Origin of the sequence: Pseudoduganella dura (assembly GCF_009727155.1) — a bacterium.
Classification (GTDB): domain Bacteria; phylum Pseudomonadota; class Gammaproteobacteria; order Burkholderiales; family Burkholderiaceae_D; genus Rugamonas; species Rugamonas dura.
On record NZ_WNWM01000002.1, the window covers coordinates 540,298 to 563,845 of the forward strand.

A 23,548-nucleotide genomic window follows, 5' to 3' on the forward strand; every position below is an offset into this window, starting at 1 on the left:
TACAACTCCCTTCTAGATAACAATCTCATGCTCCAGGTTGGCACTCCCGACAATCCGCGGGGCGGTCTCCAGCAAAAACAAGGAGACCACTGACGCCAATATCGCGAGGCCGACCTGCATATACAAAGGAAAAGTCAGGCCATACAGGTCTGCGCCTCGTCCTGCAAAAAGTGGGGCACAGACACCGCCGACAATCTCGCCCACGGCGCTGACCAGCGCCATCGAAGTACCGAGATATCGGAGCGGCAGCGATTCCGACGGAATCGCTGCCATGAACACTGGAAAAGTACCAGCCGCCGAGGCGCCAAGGAACAGCATGAAGGCCGTTACTGGCAGATCGCCTCCATGCAACAGCAGGCCTGCCGGGGAGAGCACGCCGATGAGGCAAAACAGGACCATCACCGGCTTCCGCCCATACCGGTCGGACAGGCTGGATGCGACGAACGCCCCGCATAGCGCGCCGGACAGGCCCATCACCGCCAACAGCAGGCTCATGCCGCTCTCTGTTATCTGCGCAACACGAATCATATACAGCGGCATGAACACCCAGCCCAGCACCAGCCAGGACAACATCAGACAACTCACAACGCAGCACAGCCAGATATTGCGCACGCGCAGCAGTTGCACGATGCTGTATTTCCGGCGCTCTTTGCCGACAGCGCCCCTCTCGCGGCGTGATGGCTCGCGCAGGCCAAGAAGGCAAAGCAAGGCCAGCAGCAGCCCGGGGATGCCTGCTACATAAAACGCAACGCGCCAGCCATAGGTTTGCGCCAGACCAACGACCACGATCGGTGCCACGAACTGGCCCAGCAGGCCGCCACCCAGGTTCTGGACAATACCCATGTTCAGTCCGCGTCGCAGCGGAGATGACTCAAGCGCCACAATCGACTGTGCGACGGGTACTATCGGCCCTTCCGCCAACCCCATGACGACACGCGCCGCGAGCAGTGCCACGAAGCCCGCCGCCAGGCCGGACACGACGGAGCACAGGGAAAACACCACCATCAGGCCGACCAGCCAGCGTCGTCGCTGGCCGGTACGATCAATCAGCGCGGCAAGGCCCAGGCCGCTGATCGCCCAGGCCAGCGAAAGACCACTGGCCAGCAGGCCGATCTGGGTATTGCTCACGCCCATTTCCGGCGCGATGTACGGCATCAGGTAGTTAATGGCATTACGGTCGAAAAACACGATGCCGACCGAGACGCATAACAGCAATACCATGCGATTTTCGTATCCACGGGAGCCGCTCACCATGGCCGGCCCGATTGGAACGGGTGGGCCGCATTGGACGGCCATGCCGGCATCCCCATTGCCGGGGGTGCCGGCGCAGGTGCTGGCCCTTCGAAGGCACCGCCAACGTAGGCCAGCCAGACACCTACCCCGGCTATCAGGCACAGGCGTACCACGCGATGCAGTTTTCCATTTTTCATATCGTCTCCTGTCACGCGCCCATCATTGCGGGACGCTGTCTTTTGCTGTCTCTGTTAATGAATGTCTGTCGCTATGCCACCGTCATGCCTCCGTCGAGCACCATGATGTGGCCCGTCATGAATGACGACCCATCCGATGCCAGCCACAGCATCGCTTCGGCAATCTCGTCCGCCGAAGCGATGCGCCGCATCGGTACCTGGGCCGCAATGTCGGACAAGGGGATCGCACCATCGACCATGCGTTCAAGCAGCGCCGTATGAACAGGGCCAGGTGCGATGGCATTTACGCGAATGCCGGACGCCGCCAGTTCCAGGGCGGCGGCACGGGTCAGGCCGACAACGCCATGCTTGCTCGCGCTGTAGGCCGCCACCATGGGGATGGCGTTGATACCAGCGCTCGACGAAGTATTGATGATGCAACCGCCTCCTTTTGCCAGCATATGGTTGATCTGGTACTTCATGCCCAGCCATATACCCTTCAGGTTGATGGCAATGACGCGGTCGAAGTCGGCTTCGTCGAGATCCTGCAGTGGCCCGAAGGGCCCCTCGATGCCGGCGTTATTGATGGCAACGGCGATGCGCCCGTGGCGCTGGACGGTGGTCGCCACAAGGCCCGCCATGTCGCGTGCACTGGCCGCATCCGCTTTCACGAATTCGACGCCGGCTCCCAGCTCCGCTGCCACGGCACTGCCTTGGACGTCATCCGGCCCTGCGATGACAACCCTGGCCCCGGATGCCGCGAAGCGGACCGCGGCGGCATTGCCGATACCGCTGGTGCCGCCGACGATGAGCACGGTCTGTCCGCTGAAATCGAAGACCGCGGGCGTCATGACGGCACCTCGAGCCCACCCATGCACATGTATTTGACGACGAGGTAGTCGTCGATGCCGTAATGCGACCCTTCGCGGCCCAGGCCGGACTGCTTCACTCCCCCGAATGGCGCCACCTCGTTCGAGATGAGGCCCGTATTGATGCCGACCATGCCGTATTCCAGGGCCGCACCGACGCGCCAGACACGCCCGATGTCCCGGCTGTAGAAATAGCTGGCCAAGCCGAATTCGGTATCGTTGGCCAGTCGGATCACCTCGTCGTCGCTGTGGAAACGGAACAATGGCGCGAGTGGACCGAACGTCTCTTCCCTCGCAACCCGCATGCCGGGATCGACATCGGCCAATACGGTCGGCTCGAAGAATGTGCCGCCGAGCGCATGCCGGCGGCCGCCGGTAAGTATTCGCGCGCCGCCCTGGACAGCCTCGGCGATGTGGCTTTCCACTTTCTCGACTGCACGTCCATCGATCAGCGGGCCCAGCTGCACACCAGGCGTCGTCCCATTACCCATCTGCAGTGCGGCGACCGCTTGCGTCAGCCTGGCGGCAAAGGCATCGTACACGGCGTCGTGCACGTAGAAGCGGTTCGCGCACACGCAGGTCTGGCCGTTGTTGCGGAACTTCGCGATCAGCGCGCCTTGCACCGCCGCGTCGAGATCCGCATCGGGGAAGACAATAAATGGCGCGTTTCCGCCGAGCTCAAGGGAAACCTTCTTGATGGTCGGGGCGCATTGCGCCATCAACAGGCGGCCGACTTCCGTCGAGCCGGTGAACGAAAGCTTGCGCACCAGCGGATTGCCGGTCAGTTCGGCGCCGATCACGCGCGAGCCTCCCGTGATGACTGTAAAGACGCCCGGCGGAATGCCGGCGCGTTCCGCCAGCACGGCCAATGCCAGCGCGGTGAATGGCGTTTCGCCGGCCGGCCTGACGACCATCGGACATCCGGCAGCCAGTGCCGGACCAGCCTTGCGCGTAATCATCGCGGCGGGGAAATTCCAGGGCGTGATGGCGGCGCAAACGCCGACCGGTTCCTTTACGACGACCAGCTGCTGGTGCTGCCCCGGACTCGGTATGACCTCGCCATAGACGCGCTTGCCCTCTTCCGCAAACCACTTGATAAACGAAGCCGCGTACAGCACTTCGCCGCGCGCCTCCAGGAGTGGCTTGCCCTGCTCCGCCGTCATGATGGTCGCCAGATCGTCCGCATGTTCGAGCATCAGGCCGTGCCAGCGCTCCAGCAATGCACTCCGCTCGCGCGCCATCAGCGCCCGCCACGCCGGCCATGCTGCCGAGGCGGCATCGATGGCACGCCGCGTCTCGGCGGCGCCCATGTCGGGCACGCGGCCGAGCACGACTCCCGTGGCGGGATCGGTAACCTCGATGGTGGCGCCATCCGAAGCGGATAACCACTCTCCTGCAAGGTAGCACTGTTCCCTCAAGAGGGTGGGATCCTTCAACGACTCTCTGAATGTTTGCATGGTTCGACTTCTACAAAAAAGAACAGGTCAGACGACAAGTTTGTCGGCGGTGGCGTTAGTGGCAGGACGCGACGAGCGGGAAGCCTGCTTGTTCGGCAACAGGAATACTGCGAGCGACGGGACCAGGACGAGGGCGCCCAGCATGTTCCACAAGAACATGAATGCGAGCAGCAAACCCATATCGGCCTGGAACTGAATCGGCGAGAAAATCCAGGTCCCGACACCGGCCGCCAGCGTGAATCCGGTCAGCATGACCACCCGGCCCGTGAACAGCAGCGAGCGATAGTAGGATTCGGACAAGGACTTTCCTTCACGCAGCCAGAGCATGGTCACGCTGAGGATGTACAGCGCATAGTCGACCCCGATGCCGACGCCAAGTGCTACCACGGGCAACGTTGCCACCTTGACGCCCATCCCGAGTGCAACCATGAGGGCCTCGGCCAGGATGCTGGTCAATACGAGTGGCAGCACGGCCACAACCACTGCACGCCAGGACCGGAAGCTGACAAGACAGAGCAAAATCACGGCCGCATACACGCCGTAAAGCATCTTGCCGTTGGTATCCCTGACAACGCTGTTGGTGGCGGCCTCGATGCCGCCATTGCCAGCCGCGAGCAGGAACTTGACGTCCTGCGTATCGCGCTCGCGGGCAAACGCGGCAGCGGTGTCGACCACGCGCTGGAGTGTCTGCGCCTTGTGGTCGGCCAGGTAGACGTACACGGTCAGGAGATTGCAGTCCTCGTTGAAAAGACCGCGTGGCGACTGCGTGATGACGGAATTGAGGGCCTGCTGGTTCGGAATGATCTCCATCCACTTCATGCTTCCTTCATTGAAGGCACCGCCCATGATGCGCTGCAGGTCGGCGAACGAGCTTGTCGCGTCGACACCAGGCACTGTGGCGAGCCTGGCTTGCAGGTCGCTGACCCGGGTCAGTGTCTCGTAGTTCGCACATTCGTCCTTCGGCGTAGTGACCATCACCGCCAGCACGTCGCTGCTGGTCGAATAATGGCTGGCGACATACGCGTTATCGCGGTTGTAGCGCGAGTCCTGGCGCAGTTCGGGCGCACCTGCCTTGAGGTCGCCAATCTGGAGGTTGGCGGAAGCACGCAATCCAACCACGGCGCCGGCCACCGACAGCAGGATTGCGGCTGCGGCCCAGCGCCGCGTCGTGAAGAGGTCGAGAAAACGCCATAGCCATTGTCTGCGCCCGTCCATCGCTTCGTTCTCCTGCGCCAGGGCCCGCGCCGCAGCCTTGGGGCTGACGCCGGTATAGGTCAGCAGGACCGGCAGCAGGATCAGGTTGGTGAAGATCAGGATGGCAACGCCGAGGCTCGCAATCAGCGCCAGTGCACGGATGGCGGCGATGTCTACCCATAGCAACACGGCGAATCCCACAGCGTCGCATACCAGCGCCGTGAAACCCGCCATGAACAGGCGCCGGAATGTATTGCGCGCCGCCGCGACGCGATCCAGGCCACGGCCGATGTCCTGCATCACCCCGTTCATCTTCTGCGCACCATGGCTCATGCCGATGGCGAAGACCAGAAACGGCACGAGGATGGAGTACGGGTCCAGGCGGAAGCCGAGCAGCGGTAACAGGCCGAGCTGCCATACGACGGCCACCAGGGAGCAGACAACGACGATGACCGTACTCCGCGCGCACCGGTTGAACCAGAAGACCATCGCAGTGGCGATGACGATAGCGATCGCGAAGAACAGCAGCACGTCGCCCAGGCCGTCGATCAGGTCACCCATGACTTTGGCAAAGCCGACGACATAGACGCGTACACCCTTGCCGTCATATCTGCCCCGGATTTCCTCGATACGTTCCGACAGCTTTTTGTAATCGAGCTTGGTGTTGGACTGTGCATCGTAGTCGAGCAGCGGCACCACGATGGTCGTCGACTTGAAGTCGTCCGCTACCAGGCTGCCGACCTGGCCCGACCGCAGGATGTTCGTCCGCAGCTCCTGCAGTGATGCCGGGCTGCCGTCGAAGGTGTCCGGCATGACTGGGCCACCGTCGATGCCTGCCTCGGTCACGGCGATCCAGCGTACGCCGCGCGTCCATAGCGACTGCATGTAGGAACGCTCTACGCCCGGCACCGCGAAGATGTCGTCGTTTATCTGTTGCAGGGTCTTGAGATACTGTCCGTCCAGCACCGTCTCGCCTTGCGTCTCGACCACCACGCGCAAGGTATTCCCCAGGCCACGCAGATCATTGCGGTGCTTGAGGTAATTCTGGATGTAAGGGTGGCTGGTGGGAATGACCGACTCGAAGCTCGCATTCAACTCCACCTTGCGCGACATGAATCCCAGCACGACGGTCAGCACGAGGCAGACCAGCAGGACCCAGCGGCGGTGATTGAAGATCATCCGTTCGAGCAGGTTGCCGCTGTCGCGGCCAAAATCCACCGGGCCCGTATTTGTGGCCGTGACGCTCGCTTTCATTTCAACTCCTGTTCAGCCGATAAATCGATGCGTTCCGCACCGCGCGGGCCCAATACCAATACGGTTCGGCCTGGCAAAGGAAACAATGCAGCAGCGGGCTGCACGGTACGGGACAGGCCTTTGAACGTCCTGCCGCCATCGCGGCTCGCCACCAGCTGCCCGGTTTCGCTGGCCAGGAGTACGGCGCCGTCATCGAGCACCGCGCCCGCCTGGATCGAAGCGGGCATGCCGGTTGCAACCTGGCGCCAAGTAAGCCCACCGTCTTCTGACAGCAGCGCGTTGCCGCGCAGGCCGTGCGCGAGCAACCGGCCGCCCCGGATGGCGAGCACGCCAAACATCGTTCCCGGATAAGGTGTTGCGACCGTTTTTAACAGGCCATCCGCCGGACCGCGCAGCACGGTACCCTGTTCCCCCACGTACACCAGGTCGTTACCACTGCGCGCCGCTGCGTAAAGGTGCATACCGCGAGCATTGTCGAAGCGCGCAGACTCGGGTTCCCAGGTCACGCCGCCATCGCTGGTCGCGAAAACGAGGCCGAAGGCGCCCGCCACTTCGACCTCCCTGGCACTTTGGACGACCAGAGTCAGCAGCGGCTTGTTGGGACCGTCCTCGACGAGAAACCGGGCGGCCTTCACGGCTCCTTGCGCCTGCTCGCTGGCCTGAGCCGCAGCACGCCTTTCGGCGTCTGCCAGCGCAAGTTGCGCTGCCTGCACGCCGTCCAGCTGCCGCTCCCACGTGACACCGCCATCGATTGAGCGCAGTACCACGCCCAGGTGGCCCACGGCCCAGCCGACCCGGTCGTCGGCAAACGCGACGGCCGTCAGCATGGCGCTCGTGGGGACCTTGCGCGCGGGGCGCCAGGTTGCACCCTGGTCGTCGGAGTAGACCACGGCGCCACCGCGGCCAACGGCGACGATGCGCTTGCCCGCCCAGGTGGCGGCAGTGAGCATCTGGCGCGCGGCTTCCGGGCCGGGCACTGCCGGTCGGTCGAGCATGGTCGGCCGGCCGGCGAGTACCGGCGCCGCGATCCCGCTCACCGCCATGATCAGCAATGCGGCGGCAAGCATGGCGCGGTCAACGCAGCGCATCCTGCACCATCGAATCGGGGTTGAAGAACGCGGCCGGCTTGTATGGTATCGACTTGTAGTTCTGCACGAACCCGGCCACCGAATAGGCACGCGCCTGGAAGTCGAACGTGACGAAGGGCAGTGCGATCACTCCTGGCAGATCGTAGGACACGAATGGATACGACACGAGACCGCGATACAGCTTGCCCTGTGCATCCCACTCGTCGGCCAGCAGGACCGACCAGGTGTCTTCATCGAAGTACAGCTTGCGTTTGGGTACGACATTGCGCATGCCTGGCTTCAGCTTGACGTCCACCTCCCACACGCGGTGCAGCTCCCAGCGGACGTTTTCAGGCTTCGGGAAGCTGGGACCGAACGCCTGTTCCGGCGCTGTCGCGTTGAACTTGTTGGTGTTGTACGGAACGTACATCTCGCGCTTGCCGACGATCGTGAAATCCATCTGGTCGGGTTTGCCGAAAAATCCGTACGATTCGTCGAACTGGGTTACCCCGGACATGTAGAAGTTCGGCGTGTCGTAGCTTACATTGGGGATCTTGCGCACGCGGCGCTGGCCCGGCAGGTATTGCCAGGATCCAGGTTCCTTGTCCTTGAAATCGGTGCTGAAGACCCCTATGATGGCTTCGCCCACGCTACGCGATGGCGCCGTCGTCACGCCCTTGTGTTCCCAGTACACGCCATTGAATGTTCCAGCATTGCCCTGGGGGCTGTAGTACGGATACTGCTCCGTGATGTCGATGGTGCTGGCCAGCGTACGCTTGCCATCGGAGGTAATGAGCCACATGTTGTACGCGGTGCTGATGGTGACGCCCTTCCAGCTCAGGTACAGGTTCCAGATCGCCTCGATGCCGGATTTCGGGATCGGGAACGGCAGGCCGCCATATGCGCCTTCGACGGCCAGACCGCCCTTGGCGAGCTTGGCATTCGTCGCGTTCTTGAACGTGTTGTCGTAGACCGACTGCGGGGCGGTCGCGGTACGGTGCGTCGGATAGACATCCAGGCGATAGTCCGGATAGGTCTTCATCAGATGTTTGGTCGCTTCGCTCAGCTTGCCCGCGTACTTGTCCATGTTGGCCGCGTTGATCTGGTACAGCGGCTTTTCGTCCGCGAACGGTGCGGCCGTGACGCTGCCGGCTTTCAGACCGCCTGGCGGTTTCGGTACATCGCCGGTCCACGCCGGGATGCTGCCATCGGCATTGCCGGCACGTTCGGCGCCCAGCGGGGTCAATGTTGTCTTTAGCTTCGCAGCCTCTTCCGGTGTCGCGGCATAAGCATGCAGAGCGCCCAGCTCGCAGATCAGGGCAGTCAGCGCTGCCAGGCATTTCGATGGTTTCATGGATGTCTCCAGTTTGTTAGAACGAATTCGATAGCGTCGCAGAGATGAAACTGCGGTCGCGGTAACCGTTGTTGGAAGGTTTCCCGACAAAGCGTGTGAGCGTCAGCGCGCCCTTCCACGACTGCGCAAACGTGCCGCCGACACCGATGCTGATATCGCCGGAATGGTCGCCGTAGCTGTAGGTATTGAAGCCCGCTGGCAGGACTGATTTGCCCTTGATGGTGTAGCCGATACCGATTGGCACGTTCAAGTCGAGACGCGGCAGGACCTGGTAAAAGTCGAGAGTCAGCACGCCGCGAACGCCATAGGTGTTGCGATTGGTCGTGGCGTCAAATGCGGCAGGGTTGTCAGATACCTTGACAAGGTGCTGACCGGCGATCGCTCCGGCGAACGAATAGTTGTCGTAGAACGATCCGGCCTTGCCGGCGTAGATGCCGCTGACCTCGAACAGGGCGACGTCGCCCAGCGGACCCACGCTTTGGCTGTTCATGCCTGGCAGGAGTACCGGCGCGAGCGCGGGATCGCCCGTGATGGCCAGCGCGGTCTTGTGGCGATACGACACCTCCGCGCCGACATTGAGCGAGCCAACCGAGGTGTTCGCACTGGCACCCAGCATCTCGACCCCTTCCTGGTAGGCGTGCACGTAGGTCGCAGTGCCTGCAGCGTTCACCGCCGTGAAGATGCGTGGCACCTTTTCGTTGAAGCGCACTGCGTACAGGCCGAAGTCGACGGCACCCCGGTCAGGGCGCCATTTCAAGGCGACGCCGAATTGCGGTCGATCCGGCGTTTCATCCGGTCCGCGCACGATATGCCCGCCGGGAACCGGTGCGAGGATCGATTCGCCGCCGGTGCCGAACATGTCGGCAGGACTGAAATAGCTGCCGACCGGCGGCGTGCGCAACGCACGCCATTTGAACTGGTAGAAGGCTTCGAGTGACACGCCGCCGGGCAGCACCGCCGCTGTCGATATCTGGCTGGTCGGCAGGAACACTTCCTTCGCCTGGGTATTCGGCACGCTGAGCGCCTTCTGCCCGTCGATGGCAGCCATACCATAGGCAATGCCGTTATCAGGAAAGAACAGGCTTTCGCCCCATAGAACGGTATGACGACCAAGGCGCACGGAAACGGGCGCCTCCGCGATCTCGAACTTCGAGTAGGCGAATGCGTTCAGCAATTCCGCGCGGCGACCAGATAGTCGACGGGTAGCACCCGGGAACGCATTGTAGGGAACGGACAGGTTGTTGCTGGTGGCCGGGGAATCATTGTTATTACTGCGGTTGTAGACCCCGTCGTACCAGGCGGCGCCCGTTATACTGAGCCCAGCGTCCCCGTAGCGCAGGTCGAACTCACTGAGCAGGTCGACTCGGTTGCTGATCAGGTTGCCCTTGCGGAAATTGCGGTTGGCGTCGTCGGTATTCGCATTAGCCAGCAGCGTGGCGTCCTGTTCACCGAGGCGCTTCGCCAGCGAGTACTTCACCGTGTTATCCCAACGCATCTTGATGCCGTTGTCGGTCTCGAAGTCCACGGCGTGGACCTGGCCTGCCGCCAGAAGAGCGGCAAACAATGGCAGCGTGCGCTGCCGCGGATTACTGCGACGATACATGATGTCTCCTGTTTATATTTATGGGACGTTCGTTGCTGCTGAATCCAAGATACGGATGGCCACGAGCCCAGACACCTGCCGAAAGATAGTTGGTACATCCTCGCTGTGGTCATGTTCTGCCGCATGCAGACTGTCACTTCGAGCGGGGGAATGAACCGGTGGAGGTTGAAGCGGGAAATCAGCGGGCACGCCATTGCAGCGTGCCCGTGGACGGCCGTGAAGCCGCGTCGAACTAGTGCGTGGCGCGGCTCAGGTATGCCGCCAGCGCGGTGAGCTCTGCATCGCTGATCTCGGTTTTGCGGAAGAACGGCATAACGGAAACGCCATTACGTACGAAGAATTTCACCAGGTCCGGATTGAGGTCCTTGCGCTCTTCCAGCGCCGCCGGAATCTCGCCTTTGTATTTGGCCTGCAGGGCCAGCGTGCCCGGATAGGCATCACCGGCAGCGTGACATGCCACGCACCAGCGTTCGTACACTTGCTTGCCATGCTGCAGCGCCGGCTCCGCGGCGTCGGCACGTACGGCGCAGAAGGCCAGCCAGGCCGCAATCGTCACTCGGTTCATGATCGTCCTTTCTTCTGCTTGCGCAGGTGCTTTGGCCAGATGCCATATCGGCCAGGTGACAGGATGCCGTTCGGATCGACGGCGTCCTTGACCGTCTCATGGAAGCGCAGCAGTGCATGGTCATTGAATGAATACGTGGCCATGACGTCATCCTGGAACGCAGGTGCAGTGCGGTACTCTCCCCAGCCATGCTCCGCGGCGATCTGGATGATGCGCCGGAACGCCTCACGGTTTTTCTTGTTCTGGGCCGCATCCTTCGAGATGAAGAACGGGATGATGAACGTGAAGGACCGCTCCCAGGACGGGACGGGAACGTTCATCGCGAACACCATGGGGATACCGAGTTCCTTTGCTGCCTTGCCGAGCACCTCGTTGATCTTCAGGATTGCCGCGCCGCTGCGCGGGATCACCGGCGAGAACCATGCATGCCCATCCGAAGGCGGCGCCGGATTCCACACAGAGCGGGCACCGATCGCGAATGTGCGCAGGTTGGGAATGCCAAACTGCGCCGGGTATTGCACCTTTTCCTTCTGCTCGGGCGTAAGCGGCAGGTGGTAGAACTCGCGCTCCTCGAATTTCGCATCGGGGATCGCGTTGCGGTAGCGTTCCTGTACGTGCTCCCACTGGGCCCGCACTACCTTTTCCGGCCCGTAGAACGTGAACGCACAACTCCAGAACGGAATCCCATGGGCGACACCGTATGACTCGTACTCCTCGGGCATGGCGCCACGCTTCAACAGTTCGTAATAGGCTGCGTCACGCGGTGCCGGGCCGTGGATCAGGAAGTCATGCAGGCCGGCGAGACTAGGTGTCCCGAGCACCGGACTGTTCAAGTCGGGATACCCCGAGAAGATCCGCGTGTTTTCCAGATGGGTCATGATATCGACCATCGGTTCCAGATCCTTGTAGCGCGGCAGATGAACGACACCCTTCAGGAAGGATTCCGGTTCCGGCATGAGCCAGAAACCCATCTTGGTGACGATGCCGAAGTTCGACTGGCTGAACATGCCGTCGATCCAGGGACCGAACCCGCTCTTGTACAGCTGCCACGATGGGTTGCCCGGCATTGCTCCCATGCCCGTACGCATCAGTTCTCCATTGGCCAGCACGACTTCCATGCCGCAGTGGGCATCGAAGTGATTGCGGAACTGGACCGAGGTGTATCCGGCCCCGCGATCCATCGCGTTGCCCAGCATGCTGCCCCAGCCAGGATCGGGCACGTCGATCCAAAGCTTGATGTTCTTTTCTTGCAGGTAGCGGTACATGTCGAAATAGCTGACGCCCGGCTCGACGATGCAGTAGGCCTGCTTTTCATTGACCTCGATGATGCGGTTCATGCGTTTCAGGTCGAGCACCACGGAACCGGAGTACGTTGGCGCCGATCCGCCATAACCCAGGTTCTTGCCGGTGGAAATCGCGTACAGCGGAATCCTGTACTGGTTCGCGATGCGCACGACCTGCTGCACTTCCTCTGCCGATTGCGGCGCCACGGCTGCCGACGCGAGACGCTCCTCGGGCTCGCCCCAGTAAGGCGAGTAGGCATCGCGGTACAGATGCAGGTCCTCGTCGCTCGTGAATACCCAATCGGCACCGACGACTTTGCGGAAGGCCGACAGCGCCTTGTCGAAGTCGGCCTGCCGTACTCCCGGGGGTAATTTGATGCTCATTTCTTAACTCTCCTGTTTGCGCGCCGGGCCGATGAGCCAAGTTACCAATGCCTGATCCGTTCCTTGTACGCTGCGTTCCAGCACGCGCATTCCATGGCCGTGCGCCAGTTGCTCGATGCAGAACAGGGCCGGTCCGGTTGTCATTCCGGATACCAGCGCAGGACCGTTGCGCCAGAGTGGATCCAGCAACTCCTGCCACACGGTCGTCGGATCGCCATTCATGCCGCGTATCACGCCGGCACGGCCGCGCTGGGCGAGACCATGGGCGCGTGCACGCGCATGGCGCATGTCGACCACGACCGCGTCATAGGACTCCATGGTTGAAATTGCTGCCTGGCCGTGTGCCTGGACCGGCAGCGCAGCCTTGGCCGATAGCAGTGGCAGCATCGCGGTCGCGAGCCCGCATTTCAGTAAGATGCGGCGCCGCCCGGAGTGCATCTGTGCATGCGCTAGTTGCTGTCGAGTAGATGTCATGGTTGGTTCCTCATTTTCATGGCGCATGGGGCAGGTCTTCCGGCGCGGGCGCCGGCCGGCCGAGAATCATGTCGGCCGCTTTTTCCGCGATCATCACGACCGCCGCATTGGTATTGCCCGCAATCAGGGTTGGAAAGACCGATGCATCGGCGATGCGCACGCCCTGCACTCCCCTCACTCTCAGTTCGGGATCCACCACTGCCTGCGCATCGCTCCCCATCCGGCAGCTGCAGCCCGGATGGTGCACTGTGACGGCCGTGCGCCGGATGTAGTCGTCCCATTGGGCATCGGTCTCGACGTCCTGGCCCGGAAGGATTTCCCAGCTCCGGTAACGCGAAAAGTGCTTCGAGGCCAGCAACTTGCGGGCGAGCTTCAGGCCGTTGCGAATCACGACAATGTCGTCGGGATGTCCGAGGAAGTCGGGATCGATCAGCGGCGCGTCGTGCGGATTGGGCGATGCCAGTGACACCTTGCCGAAACTCTTCGGACGCGCGGCGATCGACAGGATGCCGTAGCCATGCCCCAGCGGTAGCGGAAAGCCGTTGGCGTTACGGTGCGCCGGCATGAAGACCAGTTGCAGGTCCGGGCGCCCGGCCGCAGTGGGCGAACGTAAAAAGCCTGTCGCCTCGAAAACATTGCCGCCAATCGGTCCCTTGCGCGCGAGCGCATACTCGATCAGGTTCCAGATGTTGCGGGGCATGGCGCGGGCTGATACGCCGTAGGACGTGTAGTCATTGGTGCGGACCTGGATGGCGGCGGACGAATGGTCGCGAAGTCCCTGCCCCACTTCCGGCAAGTCGTGCACGACATCGATACCCAACTGGCGCAGGCTGGCCGCATCGCCGACGCCGGAGCGCAGAAGGATGGCTGGCGAGCCATAGGCGCCTGCACTGAGAATGACCTCGCGCCGCGCGCGCAGCACGTGCTTCACACCTTCGCGTTCTACCGCAAGGCCAGTTGCTTTCTTGCCGTCGAACGTCACCCGGTCCACCAGCGTATCGGTGAGCACAGTCAAGTTGAGACGCTGCGCCACGGGATGCAGGAACGCCGTCGCCATCGATTCCCTGCGTCCGCGACGTATCGTGGCCTGCCGCAGGCCGAACCCTTCCGGGTCGGCACCATTGAAATCGGGACACTGGCGCAGGTCCAACACCTTGGTTGCGTCCAGGAAGCTGTGCACCAGGGGATTGGCACGCGGCGGGTTCGCCACGTGCATTTCGCCACCCACGCCATGATATGGCGAGTCGTTGTAGAACCCGTTGTCTTCCGAACGCTTGAAGTAAGGAAGCGTGTCGCGATAGCTCCACCCCGGTGCGACCTTGCCCCAGTCGTCGAAGTCGCCGGGGTGTCCGCGAAAATAAACCATGCCATTGATCGAGCTCGAGCCGCCGAGCACGCGGCCACGCGGAATCATGAACGGGCGATCGCCCAGGCCCGGTTGGGAAACGCTTTTATAGCGCCAGTTGATTTCCGGATGATTGATCGCCGCCGCGACGCCCGTCGGGAACTTGATCTGCCAGTGGCGGTCGCGTGGCCCCGCCTCGACCAGGCATACAGTGATGGAGGGATCCGCCGAAAGCCGGTTCGCGAGCACGCAGCCCGCCGAACCACCGCCCGCGATGACGTAGTCGAATGTTGTATCGCTCATGATGTCGTGCTCCCGGCGACCGTCACAGTGCCGCCGAGACAGCGATATCCGACAGACGCTGGAAGCGCTCGATATTCGCCGCCTGCGTCATCACGCCGGTGGTCAGGCAGGCAAAGGTCATGTGCAGGGCCGGATCGATCCAGAACATCGTGCTGCCCGCGCCGTAGTTGCCGAACGTACCCGGCGACGTCATCGTGCCGAATTGGTGATGCACGATACGTTCGCCTCGCACGGAAAAGCCCAGGCCAATATAGGCCGGCGGCGCCTCCCAGCCACTGCGCAGCGCGACGCCCTTGTATAGCTCGTTGGGCAGCTCACCGGTCTGGTTGCGGCTCGCCATGGCCACCATGCGCGGTGAGAGGATGCGCGCACCGTCGAGCTCGCCGCCGCGGCGCAGCATCTCGGCGAAGCGCGAGATGTCCGCCGTCGTCGATACCGCTCCAACGTGCGGTGCCTCATTGCGCTCCTCTTCGAACAGCCCGAAGGTGCCGGGCTGGGTACGGCCGGGAATGCGGATGGGAATAACACCGCGCATGTCCGGCACCACCTTGCGTGCGCGAAGGTCGGCGCGCACGCCGAGTGATGTGCTGTCCATCCGCAGCGGCGTGCACAGATCGTCCTGCAGGATGGTAACGATGTCACGGTCAGCTGCATCGGTGCGGCGCAGCATCTCCGCCATCAGCACGTGGTTGGAAACAGGAGAATAGTCGCACCGGCTCCCCGGCTCCACCGCGCCGTGCACGTTCGCACACACGGCCTGGAGGAGTTCCGCCAGGTTATCCTGAAGCATGTCCGGCTTCGGCGTCCACACGCCGGGCATACCGGTAGTATGGGTCAGAAGGTGATACAGCGTGGCCCGGTCGCGTGGAGCGCCTGCGAATTCCGGGATGATGTCGGCTACCCGCGTCGTCAGCGCCAGTTGGCCGTGTTCGACGGCACGCAGGGCCAGTACGTTGACGAATGCCTTGGTCAACGAAAAGATGCTGAAAACGGCATCCGAAGCCAGCGGATGGGCGCCTTCTGCGTCGGCCGAGCCGACGGTCGCGTCGAGCCCGATCTCGCCAGCGCGCGCGACGCGGATCACCGCGCCGTAGTAGAGGCCCTTGCGCACGTCATTTTCGATAACCGACCTCAAGTGCGCGAGCCGTTCCTCCGACAGCGCACCGTGTTTTGCTTGGTTCATGTTTTTACCTGTGTTGTTATGCTCATCTCAGCCAGCAGCGACGATGCCGCCATCGATATTCAGTACGGCGCCATTGATGAACGAGGCATCCGGTCCGAGCAGGAATGCGATGGCGTGGGTGATGTCCTCGTCGCGGCCCAGGCGGCGCAACGGAATGGTTCCCGCGCGGCGCTCGTATTCCGCCCGATCCACATACGCCACCGCACCCGGCGTCGGCACCGAACCAGGGCACAAGGCATTCACCCGCACGCCGCGTGGACCGAGCTCGGCAGCCATTACCCGCGTCAGCGCAAGTACGGCCCCCTTCACGGCGGAATACACGGCGGTGCGGGGATATCCGCGAAACGATACGGGAGAGGCATAGTTGATGATGCTGCCGCCGCGTGACGCGTCCATGTGGGCCAGCATGGCTTGCGTGCCCCACAGCACGGTCTTTAACCCGCCACCGACCATGAGGTCCACGGTTTCTTCGCTCACCTCTTCGATCGGTTCATAACGCAGGATCGAGGCATTGTTGATCATGGCGTGCAACGGCCCGCAGGCTGCCGCGAACTCGGCCGCCGCGCCCAGGAACCCGGCACGCACGCCGAGATCGGCGACGTAGCCGCAAGCCTTCCCGTCCGTGGCGAGGATCGCCGCGACTGTTTCGTTGACGCTCGTCTCGTCAAGGTCGCTCACAGCGACGGTGGCTCCCAGCCCGGCAAGATAAATCGCGCTGGCTCGTCCCAGTCCCCGGCCGGCACCGGAAATGAATATGTTGTAGCCGGAAAAGTCGTAGGCCATGTCACAGCCCGAACAGTTTGACGACATACGCGCTGTCCATGTATTCGCGGATGGCCTTGATGCGTCCGCCCCTGATGATGAATGCCCAGGCATAGACATTGTTGTAATCGCCACCGCTCAGCAATTTGCCTACCCCGCGGGTCTCGCACATCACCATGTCGCCGCCCGAAACGATGGTGTCGACATGGACCTTTGGATCGCCCGGCGCGAACAGTCCGCGCACGGGGCCGATGAACTTGTCGACAATGTCATTGCCCGTATGGATGCCACTTCCCGGGAGATCCTTGCTGACCTTGGGCTCCCACGTGGTGTCGGCGTCGATATAGGTGCGCAATTTCTCCAGGTCGCCTGTACTGAGAACTGCGAAAAACTCGCGGACCAGTTGTTCGCTGCTGGTGGTATCGGTCATGACTGTCTCCGTGATGTATTGATGAATTTTGGTGGATCTGCTTGCCTGGCGGTTTCGCCGGGAGTGTTTATTTGCCCGAGCGATCCGTCTGGCCTGGCTTGCGTCCGGCCCGCGCCACAAGGCAGCGTGGCGCTGGCACGCCGCTGTTGCGGCCACGCTTCGACGTTCTCGTCGGTGGCGCTCGGCGGGTCGTTCAGCCTGACGGCAATGTCCATGGACTGGCTGGTACGGTCCCCCGGTGCAGGCATGTACCGTCGCTGCTGCGGCCAGATGTGCATGCCGTCCTCGCCGGGTCGCTGGATGCCGATCATGTGCTTCTCCAGGCGGTACTTATTGGGGCGCTTCGGTGTCGAAACGCCAGGTGTCGCGATGACGCACCACGTAACCCGCAGTGGGATCAGGGAAGTGGGTACCGAGCACCAGGGCCTTGCCACCTTCATACCGTTCCAGGAAAGACTTGCGGGTCGCGCATGCCTCGTCCTTGTGGTGGTCGAACGCGGAATGCCTGTGCCAGATTGCACATTGCACCGGGTGATGCATCAGGTCGCCAGTGATGACGGCATGCTCGCCTTGCGAAGCGATGTGCACGCTGGCATGACCTGCCGTGTGCCCGGGCGACGGTTCGAACCAGACTTCATCGCACACCTTGTGGTTTGTCTCGACAAAATCGGCAAGGCCCGCGTCGACGATGGGCTGCACGGCATCGGGCACATGGTCGGCATGCCAGTCGCCTGCCGCGGCCAGCGCCTGGATCTCCTGCCATTCCACGCGGCCGAACAGGTAGCGTGCGGCCGGAAAGGTAGGCACCCAGACGCCGTCGACCAGGCGCGTGTTCCAGCCGACGTGGTCATAATGCAGATGGGTGCACATGACGGCATCGATGCTTTCAGGGGGATAACCGGCGGCGGCGAGATCGTCCAGGAATGCGTTCTGCATATGGTTGAAGATTTCAAAGAAACGCACGCGGTCGTTGCCAATGCAGGTGTCGACCATGATGCGGCGCGTGGGTGTTTCCACCACGAAGCACTGCCAGGCAATCATCATCTGCCCCAAGGGTGACATGAACCCCGGGTGCAACCATTCGCGATGCGGTGCGATCAGGTCGCCCTCCTCGCCTGGATACATCAGGCTCTGTGGCGAGACGATGGACGGAGTCTCGACGATGCGCGTTATCTTCACGTCGCCGACCTGCCAGGACTTGATATCTTCAATGGCCATGGCGAATTTCCATCAGACTGTCAGGCTGAGGGAGCCGAGGCGCTTCTGGAAGCGCCAGCCGGCCTCGGTCAGGACGAAGGTATCGTCGTACTGTCCCAGGTGAACCCCAGGCTCGGCCTTGACTGGACGGGGACTCTCCGTATCCGTGCTCGAGACAAACAAAAGGTAGGTCCTGCCACGCGCCTCGGTCGGCGATACCAGATCGATGACTGTGTTGGTCATGATGTGGCGGGACAGGCGCGGCGGGCGGTCGCGAAACATCACCATGATGTTGTCGTTGCCGATGATCGGATTGTCCGGATCGAACGGACGCGCGAAGGCCGCGTCCTGCGTGAACAGTGCGGCGATCCCTTCATGGTCGCGCTCGTCGTTCAGCATCGCGAACTGGCGCACCAGCCGCTCGCATGCCCATTCCGCCGCCATGCGCTCGCTGCTGTTCATTTCTGCCATTTTCTGTCTCCTGTGGTGTCAAGTGTGTGCTGCGGAGACCAGATTAGTCAGACAAGTATTCGTTGAGACCTGCCGAAAGATAGGAAACGGATCGCCCGTGCTAACGCTATCTTTCGATAGGTGCCCGCGGCCCGGGCGGCTAAGTACCATCAAGTTTCGAAACAGGTGCCCGGCAATGGCCGGCACAGGTCTGGCGGCAAGCGCCAAACAGTTTTCCCCGGCCGCCGGCACTTGTACCGGAGCCTCAATCAAACAAGCGAGACACAACATGACGACAAAATTCGATATCGTCGCAATCGGTTCAGGCCATAACGGGCTGGTGGCGGCGGCCTACCTGGCGGCGGCAGGAAAGAAAGTACTGATCCTGGAACGCAATGAGTGGCTGGGCGGCGGCGTGGTGACGCGCGAGTTGACAGCGCCCGGTTTCAAGCACGACCAGCACAGCGTGGGCCACATCTTCATCCAGGCCAACCCTCTCATCAAGAACGATGAACTCAAGCTGCTGTCGAAGTACGGCCTCCGGTACGAGTATCCCGAAATTCCGCTGATGTCCGTGTTCGAGGACGGCAGCACGCTGGCGCTGTACCGCGACCGGCAGAAGAACTACCAGGAGATTTCCAAGTTCTCGAAAAAGGATGCGGACGCTTACCTGCGCTTCTCCGAGATCGCGGAACGCTACCTGCCGATGCTGATCAGCACGCTGTACTCGGCGCCTGCGCCGGTGGGCGCAAGCTATGCAATGATGGACCAGAGCCGTGAGGGTCGCGACATGTTCGCGACCATGATGCGCAGCGGCTGGGACATCATCACGGAATGGTTCGAGCACGAAAAGGTGCGCCTGCACTTCGCCCGCATGTTGGGCGAGAACCTGCACAGCCCGGAGGAACAGGGCTCGGGTATCGGGCTGTTCATGTTCCTGTCGTTCCTGGAAAAGTACGGCATGGGTGTTCCGGTAGGTGGCAGCGGTGCACTGACAGCAGCGCTGGTACGCTGCATCGAGGACCACGGTGGTACGGTCCTGGCCGGCACCGACGTGCGCCGCGTCGTCGTCAAGAGCGGGCGCGCCAGCGCAGTGGAGACCACGGACGGCCGCACTTTCGAGGCGACTGACGGCGTGATCGGAGCGATCCACCCGCACCTGCTGTCGCGCTATATCGAGGGCATCGATCCGGTGGTCACCAAGGCGGCGGAGAAAACCAAGACGTCTTACTGTGCCTGTTTCACCATCCATTGCTCGCTCAACGAAAAGCTGCTCTTCCGCGCGGGCGACCAGGTCGAGAAGGCGGCGTTCGTCGAGCTGTTGCGGGTGGATACCACGCGGTTCCGTCGTTCCTTCGATGAGGTACGCTACGGCCTGGTGCCGAAGGATCCCCTGATCGGCCTGATCTCCGCGACAAATCACGACCCATCGCGCGCACCTGCCGGCAAGTCCATCGTACACGCCTGGGACTACGTTCCATATCAGATCGAGGGAAAGACGCCGCAGTACTGGGACGAGTACAAGGAAGCGTACGCCGAGAGCCTGATCGGCGAGATGGGCCAGTACATCACCAACCTGAACGCGAGAAATATCATCGGCATGCATACCGACAGTCCTCTGGACATGGAGCGGACATCGGCCAGCTTCCAGCGGGGCGACCTGCACGGCATCGCAGGCTACCTGTACCAGTTCGGCGCGCACCGCCCGACGCCCGAACTCGGACGCAACACGGTGCCAGGCGTGGACCGGTTCTACCTGGTGGGCCCGTTCCAGCACCCGGGCGGCGGCGTGTTCGGCGCGGGCCGGGCGACGGCGATGCGCATGTTCGATGACCTGAAGATGAACTTTGAAAAGGTGATACGCGCATGAGCACGGGAATGAAACTCTACTCCCCCGATAGCAGCGAACTGATGCAGATCTGCACGCTGGAACGGGATGGCGACCAACTGGTCATCAAGGGCACAGCATTCGGTGCCATGCCCATCACCGCGCAGCTGCGTGCGGCCGAGGCACGCGCCGGATTGCGGCTGCTGGACTGGCGTACTGCCCTTTTCCTGTTGACACTGATCTTCCGCCGCTGACGGCACCGCGGGCTGCGATCGCAGCCCTTTTTCTTATCCGGAGACATCATGAACGACAATAATGAAGCGTTGGCGAAAGCCTTTCTGCGCCAGATCGAGCAAAACAACCTGGAAGGAGCCTTGGCGCTTGCAAGCGATGACTTGAGCTATTGGTTACCAGGCCCGGGGGCCATGAGCAAGGACCAATTCAAGGCGTTTATCGCGCCGATCAATGAAATGGTACGCAGCATACGTTTCAATATTACTGGCGCCACCGTGCAGGGGGAGCGCGTTGCATTGGAAGCGGAGAGCGAAGCGGATCTGACCAACGGGCGTACTTACCGCAACCGCTACCACTTTCTCTTTGTTTGCAGGGACGGTCGCATCAATGCAGTGCGCGAATATGCCGATTCCGCGCCGGCAGTTGCCGCGTTCTTCGCCGCCTGACCATGCACGCACCTTGGCCCAGCGTTGCCAGCCATGGTCGGCAAGTGCCGGGCAAGCAGACTGTTGAAAGATGAAGACATGAAAACAAAAGCAGCAATCGCCTTGCGCGCTGGTGCCCCGCTTGCAATCGCGACCGTCGATTTGGACGGTCCGAAGGCGGGCGAAGTGCTGGTCGAAATCAAGGCCACGGGCATCTGCCACACCGACTATTACACTCTCTCCGGGGCGGACCCGGAAGGTATCTTCCCTGCCATCCTCGGCCACGAAGGTGCCGGCGTTGTTGTTGACGTGGGTCCTGGCGTTACGACCCTGCGCAAGGACGACCACGTGATCCCGCTCTATACGCCGGAATGCCGGCAGTGCAAATTCTGCCTGTCGCAAAAGACCAACCTGTGCCAGGCCATCCGTTCCACGCAAGGCCGTGGCCTCATGCCGGACAGCACCACCCGCTTCTCGCTGGACGGCGAGCCCATCTATCATTACATGGGCACCTCGACCTTCTCGAACTACATCGTTGTGCCGGAGATAGCACTCGCAAAGGTCCGTTCCGATGCGCCGTTCGACAAGATCTGCTACATCGGCTGCGGCGTGACGACAGGCGTCGGTGCCGTCATCTTCACGGCCAAGGTGCAGGCAGGTGCCAACGTCGTCGTGTTTGGCCTAGGCGGCATCGGCCTGAATGTGATGCAGGCCGCGAAGATGGTCGGGGCGGACAAGATCATCGGCGTCGACATCAACCCGGCCCGGGAAGATATGGCTCGCAAGTTCGGCATGACCCACTTCGTCAACCCGAAGAAAGTCGACAATGTCGTCGACGCCATCGTGCAGTTGACCGATGGTGGCGCTGACTACAGCTTTGAATGCATCGGCAACGTGCAGACCATGCGCCAGGCGCTGGAGTGCTGCCACAAGGGTTGGGGCCAGTCGATTGTCATCGGCGTGGCCGAAGCCGGCAAGGAAATCGCCACCCGGCCGTTCCAGCTGGTGACGGGCCGCGTGTGGAAGGGCTCAGCCTTCGGCGGCGCGCGCGGCCGGACAGACGTTCCGAAGATCGTCGATTGGTACATGGAAAACAAGATCAATATCGACGACCTTATTACGCACCACCTGCCCCTGGAACGCATCAATGAAGGATTCGACCTGATGAAGTCGGGCGAGTCGATCCGCTCTGTCGTGCTCTTCTGAACCTTCCCGGCCCAGGCGGCACCACGCATGCCGCCCTGTGACCGTTTCGCGCTACGCCACCTGCCCCGTCCTTGGCAAGTTGTGGTTGAGAGCGCAACCCCGACAGTACCACTATTATTCGGCTACGCTGCGCGGTCAGCGTAGACAGCGAAAGGGCATCGGTTCGTGTATCGGGAGCACCTCATTTTTCCGCATGCTCCCCCTGTCGGGGGAACACGCGAACTCCCACTATTTGCTTGCTGCGACGCCTTCAGCGGCGGCCATCCGGTCCAATATGCGCCGCATATGGATGCGTGCCCGATCCGATACGATGTCCACCAGCGATGCCTCGCCAAGCTCGTCGAGCCGAAGCTGTTGCTCCTCGACGAACACCTTGTCCTCATTGAAGGCTGCTCCGATCGCCTCGAACAGCTGGTCAGTGGCGGCGGGGTCATCCTGCCGGTAGCCATTAGCCGTCGACCAGAAATAATGGCACGAGTTTTGGGTTTCCGGCGTCAGGCCGTGGAACAGCCGGAGGGAGAAGCCAGGCTGATTGCGGTTCTGTTCGGCGCCATTGCCGGTGTCAATGGCCCCGCTCCACTGAATGATGTTGCCGGGTGCAAGAAATTCGAATTCTTGCCACCGATCCACGTTGCCCTTGAATTTTACGGCGGCGGCGTAAGTTGGGGGCGGTACCGAGTTGCGCATCCATCGGATGAACTTCAACCCGGTGTCGGTAGGCGTCGTTTCCATCAGCGCTTCCACATGGACCTTCGGATGACCGCCGATCGTGCTTGCGTGCACATAGCCGACGTGGGTCAGGTCCATCAGGTTGTCGATCAGCAGTCGATAGTCCGCCTTGCAATGGTACAGACCGTGTTTGTGCGGCCACTGGGCATAGTCGTTGTGGTACGGGTAATCGATGATGGTGGTGGTGTCAGCCAACGCGGGATCGCCCAGCCAGATCCAGAGGAATTCGTCCTTCTCATGGAGCGGGAAGCTGCGTACGGCGGCACGTTGTGGAATCCGCTCCTGTCCCGGTACCTTCACGCATTTGCCGCTGCAGTCGAATTCCAGGCCGTGATAGCCGCAGCGAATACCTGCATCCACCACGGTTCCCAGCGACAAGGGAGCCCCACGGTGACAACAGCGGTCAAGGAGCGCGGCAGCCGTTCCGTCTTTGGTACGAAACAGGACGACAGGCTCGTCGCAGATGCGCCGCGCCAGAGGAACATCCGTTACTTCATGTGCCCATGCCGCGATATACCATGCATTCAAAATGAACATGTTGCC

At 62.0% G+C, this 23,548-nt stretch carries 22 protein-coding genes; 4 read left to right on the forward strand and 18 right to left on the reverse strand.

What is annotated here, in order from left to right; all coding sequences use genetic code 11:
- Window positions 1–12: 12 nt before the first annotated feature.
- The 17 genes from GJV26_RS02510 to GJV26_RS02590 all read right to left on the reverse strand — a co-directional run bounded on the left by GJV26_RS02510 (window position 13) and on the right by GJV26_RS02590 (window position 18,604).
- The gene (locus GJV26_RS02510) at window positions 13–1,221 is read right to left on the reverse strand and encodes an MFS transporter (protein WP_173346121.1); all 1,209 of its coding nucleotides are present in this window, start codon (window positions 1,219–1,221) and stop codon (window positions 13–15) included.
- Window positions 1,222–1,501: 280 nt separating this feature from the next.
- Window positions 1,502–2,260, reverse strand: coding sequence for an SDR family NAD(P)-dependent oxidoreductase (locus GJV26_RS02515; protein ID WP_155707370.1), 759 nt, complete (start codon window positions 2,258–2,260; stop codon window positions 1,502–1,504).
- Window positions 2,257–3,735: an NAD-dependent succinate-semialdehyde dehydrogenase gene (locus tag GJV26_RS02520; RefSeq protein ID WP_155707372.1), complete on the reverse strand. Its 1,479-nt coding sequence runs from the start codon at window positions 3,733–3,735 to the stop codon at window positions 2,257–2,259. Before GJV26_RS02520 ends, GJV26_RS02515 begins: the two co-directional genes overlap by 4 nt.
- 27 nt (window positions 3,736–3,762) lie before the next feature.
- Window positions 3,763–6,183, reverse strand: coding sequence for an efflux RND transporter permease subunit (locus GJV26_RS02525; protein ID WP_155707374.1), 2,421 nt, complete (start codon window positions 6,181–6,183; stop codon window positions 3,763–3,765).
- A complete protein-coding gene (locus GJV26_RS02530) occupies window positions 6,180–7,250 on the reverse strand; it encodes a WD40/YVTN/BNR-like repeat-containing protein (RefSeq protein ID WP_173346122.1) in 1,071 nt (356 codons plus the stop codon). Before GJV26_RS02530 ends, GJV26_RS02525 begins: the two co-directional genes overlap by 4 nt.
- Window positions 7,251–7,257: 7 nt before the next feature.
- Entirely contained in the window at window positions 7,258–8,604 is a 1,347-nt protein-coding gene (locus GJV26_RS02535; protein WP_155707378.1) for a DUF1329 domain-containing protein, read from the reverse strand.
- Between the two features lie 16 nt (window positions 8,605–8,620).
- Window positions 8,621–10,207: a DUF1302 domain-containing protein gene (locus tag GJV26_RS02540; protein ID WP_155707380.1), complete on the reverse strand. Its 1,587-nt coding sequence runs from the start codon at window positions 10,205–10,207 to the stop codon at window positions 8,621–8,623.
- Between the two features lie 232 nt (window positions 10,208–10,439).
- Window positions 10,440–10,772 carry a c-type cytochrome gene (locus GJV26_RS02545; RefSeq protein ID WP_155707382.1) on the reverse strand — a complete coding sequence of 111 codons (333 nt, stop codon included), beginning with the start codon at window positions 10,770–10,772 and terminating at the stop codon, window positions 10,440–10,442.
- Window positions 10,769–12,439: an FAD-binding oxidoreductase gene (locus GJV26_RS02550; RefSeq protein ID WP_155707384.1), complete on the reverse strand. Its 1,671-nt coding sequence runs from the start codon at window positions 12,437–12,439 to the stop codon at window positions 10,769–10,771. Before GJV26_RS02550 ends, GJV26_RS02545 begins: the two co-directional genes overlap by 4 nt.
- 3 nt (window positions 12,440–12,442) lie before the next feature.
- Complete coding sequence (locus GJV26_RS02555) at window positions 12,443–12,913, reverse strand: hypothetical protein (RefSeq protein WP_155707385.1); 471 nt, start codon at window positions 12,911–12,913, stop codon at window positions 12,443–12,445.
- 16 nt (window positions 12,914–12,929) lie between these two features.
- Complete coding sequence (locus GJV26_RS02560) at window positions 12,930–14,561, reverse strand: GMC family oxidoreductase (protein ID WP_155707387.1); 1,632 nt, start codon at window positions 14,559–14,561, stop codon at window positions 12,930–12,932.
- 22 nt (window positions 14,562–14,583) lie between these two features.
- Entirely contained in the window at window positions 14,584–15,744 is a 1,161-nt protein-coding gene (locus GJV26_RS02565; RefSeq protein ID WP_155707389.1) for a serine hydrolase domain-containing protein, read from the reverse strand.
- Between the two features lie 27 nt (window positions 15,745–15,771).
- Window positions 15,772–16,527 (reverse strand): SDR family NAD(P)-dependent oxidoreductase, encoded by a 756-nt coding sequence (locus GJV26_RS02570; RefSeq protein ID WP_173346123.1) that lies wholly within the window; start codon window positions 16,525–16,527, stop codon window positions 15,772–15,774.
- Window position 16,528: 1 nt separating this feature from the next.
- On the reverse strand, window positions 16,529–16,936 hold the full coding sequence (locus tag GJV26_RS02575; RefSeq protein WP_155707392.1) for a nuclear transport factor 2 family protein: 408 nt from the start codon (window positions 16,934–16,936) through the stop codon (window positions 16,529–16,531).
- Complete coding sequence (locus GJV26_RS02580; protein ID WP_155707394.1) at window positions 16,933–17,247, reverse strand: hypothetical protein; 315 nt, start codon at window positions 17,245–17,247, stop codon at window positions 16,933–16,935. The genes GJV26_RS02575 and GJV26_RS02580 overlap by 4 nt, the downstream gene beginning before the upstream one ends.
- A 19-nt stretch (window positions 17,248–17,266) precedes the next feature.
- Window positions 17,267–18,154, reverse strand: a complete 888-nt coding sequence (locus GJV26_RS02585) for an MBL fold metallo-hydrolase (RefSeq protein ID WP_155707396.1) — start codon at window positions 18,152–18,154, stop codon at window positions 17,267–17,269.
- Between the two features lie 12 nt (window positions 18,155–18,166).
- On the reverse strand, window positions 18,167–18,604 hold the full coding sequence (locus GJV26_RS02590; RefSeq protein WP_155707398.1) for a nuclear transport factor 2 family protein: 438 nt from the start codon (window positions 18,602–18,604) through the stop codon (window positions 18,167–18,169).
- 175 nt (window positions 18,605–18,779) lie between these two features.
- Here GJV26_RS02590 and GJV26_RS02595 point away from each other — a divergent pair, with 175 nt between their 5' ends.
- From GJV26_RS02595 to GJV26_RS02610, 4 genes are all read left to right on the forward strand, one after another.
- Complete coding sequence (locus GJV26_RS02595) at window positions 18,780–20,453, forward strand: phytoene desaturase family protein (protein ID WP_216643095.1); 1,674 nt, start codon at window positions 18,780–18,782, stop codon at window positions 20,451–20,453.
- The gene (locus GJV26_RS02600; RefSeq protein ID WP_155707400.1) at window positions 20,450–20,665 is read left to right on the forward strand and encodes a hypothetical protein; all 216 of its coding nucleotides are present in this window, start codon (window positions 20,450–20,452) and stop codon (window positions 20,663–20,665) included. The genes GJV26_RS02595 and GJV26_RS02600 overlap by 4 nt, the downstream gene beginning before the upstream one ends.
- A gap of 48 nt (window positions 20,666–20,713) precedes the next feature.
- Window positions 20,714–21,091: a nuclear transport factor 2 family protein gene (locus GJV26_RS02605; protein WP_155707402.1), complete on the forward strand. Its 378-nt coding sequence runs from the start codon at window positions 20,714–20,716 to the stop codon at window positions 21,089–21,091.
- A gap of 78 nt (window positions 21,092–21,169) precedes the next feature.
- Window positions 21,170–22,276, forward strand: a complete 1,107-nt coding sequence (locus tag GJV26_RS02610) for an S-(hydroxymethyl)glutathione dehydrogenase/class III alcohol dehydrogenase (RefSeq protein ID WP_155712203.1) — start codon at window positions 21,170–21,172, stop codon at window positions 22,274–22,276.
- A gap of 228 nt (window positions 22,277–22,504) precedes the next feature.
- On the opposite strand, the gene GJV26_RS02615 is transcribed toward GJV26_RS02610, so the two are convergent.
- A complete protein-coding gene (locus GJV26_RS02615) occupies window positions 22,505–23,542 on the reverse strand; it encodes an aromatic ring-hydroxylating dioxygenase subunit alpha (protein WP_155707404.1) in 1,038 nt (345 codons plus the stop codon).
- Window positions 23,543–23,548 lie beyond the last annotated feature (6 nt).

Excerpts from the sequence above, each read along its gene's own strand:
- GJV26_RS02510 (WP_173346121.1), bottom strand. The coding sequence starts at position 1,221 with ATGGTATTGCTGTTATGCGTCTCGGTCGGCATCGTGTTTTTCGACCGT.
- GJV26_RS02515 (WP_155707370.1), bottom strand. The coding sequence starts at position 2,260 with ATGACGCCCGCGGTCTTCGATTTCAGCGGACAGACCGTGCTCATCGTC.
- GJV26_RS02520 (WP_155707372.1), bottom strand. The coding sequence starts at position 3,735 with ATGCAAACATTCAGAGAGTCGTTGAAGGATCCCACCCTCTTGAGGGAA.
- GJV26_RS02525 (WP_155707374.1), bottom strand. The coding sequence starts at position 6,183 with ATGAAAGCGAGCGTCACGGCCACAAATACGGGCCCGGTGGATTTTGGC.
- GJV26_RS02530 (WP_173346122.1), bottom strand. The coding sequence starts at position 7,250 with ATGCTTGCCGCCGCATTGCTGATCATGGCGGTGAGCGGGATCGCGGCG.
- GJV26_RS02535 (WP_155707378.1), bottom strand. The coding sequence starts at position 8,604 with ATGAAACCATCGAAATGCCTGGCAGCGCTGACTGCCCTGATCTGCGAG.
- GJV26_RS02540 (WP_155707380.1), bottom strand. The coding sequence starts at position 10,207 with ATGTATCGTCGCAGTAATCCGCGGCAGCGCACGCTGCCATTGTTTGCC.
- GJV26_RS02545 (WP_155707382.1), bottom strand. The coding sequence starts at position 10,772 with ATGAACCGAGTGACGATTGCGGCCTGGCTGGCCTTCTGCGCCGTACGT.
- GJV26_RS02550 (WP_155707384.1), bottom strand. The coding sequence starts at position 12,439 with ATGAGCATCAAATTACCCCCGGGAGTACGGCAGGCCGACTTCGACAAG.
- GJV26_RS02555 (WP_155707385.1), bottom strand. The coding sequence starts at position 12,913 with ATGACATCTACTCGACAGCAACTAGCGCATGCACAGATGCACTCCGGG.
- GJV26_RS02560 (WP_155707387.1), bottom strand. The coding sequence starts at position 14,561 with ATGAGCGATACAACATTCGACTACGTCATCGCGGGCGGTGGTTCGGCG.
- GJV26_RS02565 (WP_155707389.1), bottom strand. The coding sequence starts at position 15,744 with ATGAACCAAGCAAAACACGGTGCGCTGTCGGAGGAACGGCTCGCGCAC.
- GJV26_RS02570 (WP_173346123.1), bottom strand. The coding sequence starts at position 16,527 with ATGGCCTACGACTTTTCCGGCTACAACATATTCATTTCCGGTGCCGGC.
- GJV26_RS02575 (WP_155707392.1), bottom strand. The coding sequence starts at position 16,936 with ATGACCGATACCACCAGCAGCGAACAACTGGTCCGCGAGTTTTTCGCA.
- GJV26_RS02580 (WP_155707394.1), bottom strand. The coding sequence starts at position 17,247 with ATGATCGGCATCCAGCGACCCGGCGAGGACGGCATGCACATCTGGCCG.
- GJV26_RS02585 (WP_155707396.1), bottom strand. The coding sequence starts at position 18,154 with ATGGCCATTGAAGATATCAAGTCCTGGCAGGTCGGCGACGTGAAGATA.
- GJV26_RS02590 (WP_155707398.1), bottom strand. The coding sequence starts at position 18,604 with ATGGCAGAAATGAACAGCAGCGAGCGCATGGCGGCGGAATGGGCATGC.
- GJV26_RS02595 (WP_216643095.1), top strand. The coding sequence starts at position 18,780 with ATGGCCGGCACAGGTCTGGCGGCAAGCGCCAAACAGTTTTCCCCGGCC.
- GJV26_RS02600 (WP_155707400.1), top strand. The coding sequence starts at position 20,450 with ATGAGCACGGGAATGAAACTCTACTCCCCCGATAGCAGCGAACTGATG.
- GJV26_RS02605 (WP_155707402.1), top strand. The coding sequence starts at position 20,714 with ATGAACGACAATAATGAAGCGTTGGCGAAAGCCTTTCTGCGCCAGATC.
- GJV26_RS02610 (WP_155712203.1), top strand. The coding sequence starts at position 21,170 with ATGAAAACAAAAGCAGCAATCGCCTTGCGCGCTGGTGCCCCGCTTGCA.
- GJV26_RS02615 (WP_155707404.1), bottom strand. The coding sequence starts at position 23,542 with ATGTTCATTTTGAATGCATGGTATATCGCGGCATGGGCACATGAAGTA.